This window comes from Psychrobacter sp. 1U2, assembly GCF_051847575.1.
Genome location: NZ_JBPYDC010000410.1, coordinates 1 through 1,117 on the forward strand (window position 1 = coordinate 1; position 1,117 = coordinate 1,117).

A 1,117-nucleotide genomic window follows, 5' to 3' on the forward strand; every position below is an offset into this window, starting at 1 on the left:
GACTTGCTCAGCGACATTAATGGTCACTTCGTCCCCGCTGCTATCAAAGACTTTAACTTTGGTAGCGCTGTCGAGCTGACCTTTATTGACTGCATCGGAAGCATTGACACCATTGGCAACGTTGGTAAGCGTCGTGCCACCACTGACGACGATATCGTTATCACTATCATCTTTGCCAATAACAGCCTGTGTACCGTCAAAGCTAACTCTATCGTAGTTTACTGTATTGTCATTATTACGATCATACTGAACGCCACTTGCACTTATGTTGCCAGTAATAGCGTCTAACTGACCTTTATTCACAGCGTCTGTGGCATTGGTGCCATCAGCCACACCTGTTAACTGACGAGCATCACCACCTACATTGGTAAAGTTAACGCTTGTACCGCCCGTTTGAGCACCAACGGTGATCGCGCCTGTGCCTGTGTCTTGACGAACCAGACCAGTTTTACCTGAGGCCAGATCTGCGAGACCAGAAGTGTTCGCAGTGGTACGACCATCTAGGTTGCCTAGTGCACTACCGACGTTATCAAAGTCGCTGGTGGTACCGATATTGCTACCATTATCTAGTGTATAAGTCGGCGCGGTATAGGTATCAGTTACAGCATTATAAGTTGCACCGCCGCCAAGGGCAGACAAGTTCCCTGTTGCAATATTATTGGTGTCTGTTAATTGACCGAAAGTTGCTGCGTCATTTGGTGCAATGCCATCAGCTAGGTTGGTAATTCTATTATTACCGTTATTGAGTCCAGATCCGCTAAGGGTAACAGTATTGTTAGGACCATCAACAATGGTAACACCAGCATTATTTAATGTACTGTTACCAGCAGTGATTCTATTAACATCAATATTATCGTTCAGAGTAACTTGTACACCGCCTGCGGTGGTAGTAGAAGTGATATTACTGTCACCAGTGACATTAATAGTATCGCCTAGCGCAAAGTTATTATCTGTCGTACCATTCCCAAAGCTGATACCTTTATCAATATCAGCGGTATTAGTGGTAGTGCGTATATCTAGGTTACCTAGCGCGTCACCAACGTTGTTAACCGTGGTATTGGTAGTCGTATTGGTACCGTCATCCAAGGTATAGGTTGGGGCAGTATAGGTATCAGTT

The 1,117-nt window shown here is 45.2% G+C and carries 1 pseudogene; it reads right to left on the reverse strand.

From position 1 onward, the window contains the following. Positions 1–1,117: pseudogene (locus ACS8FD_RS16215) on the reverse strand (hypothetical protein); the annotation flags it as partial.